The sequence below is a fragment of the Kitasatospora sp. NPDC047058 genome, assembly GCF_040643935.1.
Classification (GTDB): Bacteria; Actinomycetota; Actinomycetes; order Streptomycetales; family Streptomycetaceae; genus Kitasatospora.
The window spans coordinates 1-4,764 of sequence record NZ_JBEYVJ010000468.1; the positions used below are offsets into that span (position 1 = coordinate 1).

General features: G+C 71.3%; 4 protein-coding genes and 1 pseudogene. 3 read left to right on the forward strand and 2 right to left on the reverse strand.

Annotated features, from left to right (window positions below; translation table 11 throughout):
- Both ABZ885_RS35550 and ABZ885_RS35555 read right to left on the reverse strand, forming a co-directional pair.
- Positions 1 to 86: pseudogene (locus ABZ885_RS35550) on the reverse strand (haloacid dehalogenase); the annotation flags it as partial.
- A gap of 9 nt (positions 87 to 95) precedes the next feature.
- A complete protein-coding gene (locus ABZ885_RS35555) occupies positions 96 to 398 on the reverse strand; it encodes a hypothetical protein (protein WP_360198249.1) in 303 nt (100 codons plus the stop codon).
- A 223-nt stretch (positions 399 to 621) separates the two neighbouring features.
- On the opposite strand from ABZ885_RS35555, the gene ABZ885_RS35560 reads away from it, so the two are divergent.
- The 3 genes from ABZ885_RS35560 to ABZ885_RS35570 form a co-directional block, all read left to right on the forward strand.
- Positions 622 to 777 (forward strand): hypothetical protein, encoded by a 156-nt coding sequence (locus ABZ885_RS35560; RefSeq protein ID WP_360198252.1) that lies wholly within the window; start codon positions 622 to 624, stop codon positions 775 to 777.
- Positions 778 to 2,067: 1,290 nt separating this feature from the next.
- Entirely contained in the window at positions 2,068 to 2,853 is a 786-nt protein-coding gene (locus ABZ885_RS35565; RefSeq protein WP_360198255.1) for a helix-turn-helix domain-containing protein, read from the forward strand.
- Between the two features lie 76 nt (positions 2,854 to 2,929).
- Positions 2,930 to 4,764, forward strand: a 1,835-nt coding sequence (locus tag ABZ885_RS35570) for an amino acid adenylation domain-containing protein (protein ID WP_360198257.1), incomplete at its 3' end; no start/stop codon positions are given.

A 4,764-nucleotide genomic window follows, 5' to 3' on the forward strand; every position in this document is an offset into this window, starting at 1 on the left:
CCGGCGTCGACCAGGTCGTGGTACGCGGCCTCGAAGGCGGTGTTGGCGGCCTGCGCCTTCTCCTCCGCGCCGAACAGGTGCCGGAAGTGTTCAGGTCAGGCGGTGTTCCGGGGCGTCCGGCCGTCGTCACCGAACGGGCCGTCCCCCCGGCCCCGTTCCCAATCGCGGTGGAGGAGGTGACGGGTCATCGCGCCGTCGCAGTTGGCGGCGGCCAGCCGACGCAGCAGGGCGCCCAGGCGGACGGTGAGCGGACGTGCCCAGGAACGCAGGACGGCCTCGGCCCGGGCGTCGAGGCGGACGACGGCGGCGCCGAGGGCCCGTGGGCCCCGGGCGAGTGCGGCGATGGTACGGGCGGTCGGCCGGAGGACGGCCCGGGCGGATCGGGCGAAGCGGTTCACGGGGGTGCAACGTGCCGTCCACCGGTCCGGTTGTGGCACAGGTACCCGCTTCCTGGGGTGAACGCCGCGGCGCGAGCCCCCATGCCGTCCGCGCTCCTCGGAGTGCCCCCGTTGGCGGGGGGAGCGCGGCCGGGCCGGACACCGACCGTCAGCGGGTCAGGATCACGAGGTGGTCCAGCGCTGGTTGGCGTAGGTGTGGCAGCGCCACAGCCGGAGCGGCACCATGGATGAACGAGGGGATCTTCAGAGCCTGGTCACCAGGACGCCGTTGAGCAGGCCCCAGGCGGCGCCCGACGGCGATGCTGACATCACACGCAGGCTGCACAGCGGCATCGGCTACCGCAGTCCCGCCGAATACGCGACCGTCCTGGCGGCCTGACACACACCAACGGTGTCCGCCAAAGCGGAGCAAGTTCGTGCAGTCGGCCCCGCCCCGACGCCGAGATGAAGCAGTTGAGGGGAGTGTCGGCGAGTGGGCTCAGCGGAGTATCCGCGGTGAAGCCGGCCGAGCTGCCTGCGGGTAGGTGGTGCAAGGACGGTACATGCGGTTGCCTGCCGGTTCGTTGGCGGATCGACGAGTGTGGCGCAGGTCACAAGTTGTTGACGGGTGGTCAAGTGTCCTGTGAGGATGGCTGAGGTCGGGGGCGGATTCGAATTGGCTTCGAATCAACTCCCCAGTGTCGCCCCGGTTTTGTGGCATCCCGGTTCTCGGAGAAGCCTTGGGGGCTGCCATGCGGTGGATTTCCGGCCCTTGGCGATTCATCTGCCGTCGCCCTGGTGGGCGGATGCGTGGGCGGGCCCCGGGGGGCGACTTCTGAAAGTGTCATGCAATTTATGGGGGGTTGCATCGATGGGATCGTGCGTGTGTGCGAGGAATGTCAGATTTCGACTCCCGAGTTTTTGCTGGTTCCGCCACCGGCCGCCTGGGCGTGGTTCTGCGTGATGCGCGGTCTGCTTCATTCCGGAGTAGCCGCGGTGGAGTAATTCGGCAGTCATGGCGTCGAGGTGTCGGCGCATCCTGCGGAGGCGTGACTGGTTGAGTCGGCGCCCGCCGGGCGTCGCCGGGAATGCGGCGCGGGAATGCGCCCGCAGGGCGATGGTCGAGATCGGCTGTCTGCCGGCCCCGGTCCTGGGGCGCTGTGGCCGCCCGGCCTGGTCGGAATTCTGCCGCACTGCCCGGGATGCCGGGTGTTGTGGCGGACCGGCTCGCCATCGTCGGTGTCGACAGGGAGCCCGACGATCCCCTGCCTGATCCGAACGTCACCGGGCTGATCGCCGACGCCGAAGAGTGCTCGACGCTGTCCGTGCTGAGAGGGCGGGACGACTCCGTCGCCTGGGATCGGCTGCTGTTCGGCGCCAAGGAGTCCGTCTACAGGACCCGGTGGGCGCGCACCCGGTCTCCGGCTGGGATTCGGCGGTGCGCGGGTGGCTCTGAATTCCGAGGATTCCACCTTCATCGCGGAAATTCGGCCCTCCAGTCCGGGCGCGAGCGGAATTCGGGCGGAAGCCTCCGGGTGCACTGGGTGGCTCGGTGTGGGCTGTTTGCTCACTGCGATGGCCGTGCCGATGCCGTAGTGCGACGAGTGCCGGCCGCAAAGAGAAAGTGAATGCTGGACCGAAGGTCCGAAGGTTCAGCCTGCTCGAAATTGTCAAGCGAGGTGCTGAGAGTATGGAATTCTGTCTTAACAGCGACTGCTCCCGCCGTGACACGCTCACTGCGAGTGAGCAGGAGCGCGGGCTTCAGATTTGTATCCACTGCATGGAGGAGATGAGGCGGGATCTCGGCGCGCTCCCCGGTCTCTACCGGCGGTGTGAGGAAGCGCTAGCCGCCCCCTCGTTCTGCGCGCAGCGGGTTTCCGGAACACGCTCGTTCGGCATCAAGCTCAACACCGCAGCGGTCGACGCACGCGACATCTCGCGGGCGCGGCTTCGTGCCTGGTGCGACCTGGTCCACGAGGGGCACGGCTGCGCCCCGGGGGACCGGACGGTGGAGGTGATGGCGCGCTTCCTGTCCCGGCACGTGCAGTGGCTGTGCCGCCACGCGGCGGCCGGTGAGGCGGCCCGGGAGCTGGCGGAGACGGTGCGCCTGATGCGGCGCACGATCGAACCCATCCCGGTACGCCGCTTCCGGGTCGGGCCGTGCGTCGAGGCCGACTGCTGCGGATCGCTGGTCGCGGTCATCCAGGAGGGCACCCGGATGCTGCCAAGCGAGGTCCGCTGCGACTGCGACCCGGGCCATTCCTGGTCCGCCTCCCAATGGCGGGAGCTGGACCGCCAGGTGAGCCGTCGGCAGCAGAACGGGGTGCCGTGGCTCACCGCCCGCGAGGTGGCGGAACTGTGCCAGACCTCGATGAGCAACGTGTACCGGCTCGCGTCGGAGAACAGCTGGCGACGGCAGACCAAGGGCCGGCGGGTGTACTACGCGAAGGTGGATGTGCTCGCGTCCGTCGGATGACGCGCGGCCCGCGACCGCACCGTGACCGATCGCGCGTTCGCCCCGGCCGCGCCGACTACCGAGGAGCAAGTGTTTCATGACGGATTCCCAGCCGCCCGGCATGACGACCACCCTGGTCGAGGCGTTCGCCGCAGTCGTCGCGGCGCACCCCCGGCGCACCGCCGTCAAGTGCGGCGACCGGAGCCTGACGTACGCCGAGCTGGACCGCCGCTCCAGCTGCCTGGCGGCGCGCTTGGCGGAGGTGCCCGGCACCCTGGAGCGTCCGGTCGGCATCCTGCTGGACCGCTCGGTGGAGATGGTGGTGGCAGCGGTCGCCGTGCTGAAGGCGGGCTCCTGCTACCTCCCGCTGGACCCGGGCGCGCCCGCCGCCCGCAACGCGCTGATCCTTGAGGACGCAGCCCCGGCCGCTGTGGTGACCTCCGGCTGGCTCGTTGCCGCGGTTCCGCAGGGCGCCGTACCAGTGCGGGCGGACGGGCCCGAACTGCGGGAGGCCACCGGATTCGGCCCGGTACCGGTGTCCCCGGACGCGCGGGCGTACGTCATCTACACCTCCGGGACGACCGGCCGGCCCAAGGGTGTCGAGGTCTCGCACCGGAACGTGCTGCGGCTGTTCACCGCGACCGAGTCGCTGTTCGCATTCGACCGGCACGACGTGTGGACGGTCTTCCACTCCTTCGCCTTCGACTTCTCGGTCTGGGAGATCTGGGGCGCGCTGCTCTTCGGCGGCTGCGCCGTGGTCGTGCCCGAGGAGGTTGCCAAGGATCCGGCAGCCTTCCGCCGGCTGCTGGAGCGGGAGGGCGTGACGGTGCTCAACCAGACCCCGTCGGCCTTCCAGCACTTCGTAGTGGAGGACACCCGGCACGAGGGGCTCCTCCCGCTCAGGTACGTCGTGTTCGGCGGCGAGGCGCTGCGCTTCCCGGAGCTGAGGGCGTGGACGGCGAAGAACCCGCTGGGCTCGCCGGTGCTGGTCAACATGTACGGGATCACCGAGACCACGGTGCACGCCTCGTACCACCAGGTGCGGGAGGCCGACCTCCGGGCGGGCGAGAGCGTGATCGGACGCCCGCTGCCCGACCTGGACCTGCTCCTGCTCGACGAGGCCCTGCAGCCGGTCCGGGCCGGGGAGCCCGGGGAGATCGTCGTGGTGGGCCCCGGGGTGAGCCTCGGCTACCTGGGGCAACCCGGGCTCACCGCCCGCCGGTTCGTCGACGTGGTCGACCGCGCGGGCCGCACGGTGCGCGGCTACCGGTCGGGCGACCTGGCGCGGGAGCGCGAGGACGGGCTGCTGGTGTACCGCGGCCGCGCGGACGATCAGGTCAAGATCCGGGGCTACCGGATCGAACTCGGCGAGGTCGAGGCCGCGTTGGCGAGCCACCCGGCGGTCCGCCAGGCCGCGGCGGTGGTGCGCGAATCCCGCGCGGGCGGCGCCGTGCTGACGGCGCACGTGGTGCCCGAGCCCGGAACCGAGCCGGACGGCGCCGCTCTCAGGCGGCACCTGGCGGAGCTGGTGCCGCACTACATGGTCCCCGCGGCCGTGGGCGTGCTGGACGAGCTCCCGCTCACCGGGAACGGCAAGCTCGACCGCGCCGCGCTCCCGGACGTCGCCGCGCCCGCCCCGGCGGCCGCCGAGGCGCCGCGGTCGCGCACCGAGGCGGTGCTCTGCGGACTGTTCGCCGAGCTGCTGGAACGCGACGCCGTCGGCGTGGACGAGGACTTCTTCGAGGCGGGCGGCCACTCGCTGCTGGCGATCAGCCTGCAGAACCGGGTCCGGGCCGCGTTCCAGTCGCCGCGGTACGGAGCGCTCCCGCTGTCGCAGGTGTACCGGACGCCGACCGCGGAGGGGATCGCGACCTGGCTGGAGCGGTCCGCGCCCGCCCCCGCCGCGCCGGTGCCCGGCGCGGGCGGGCCGGT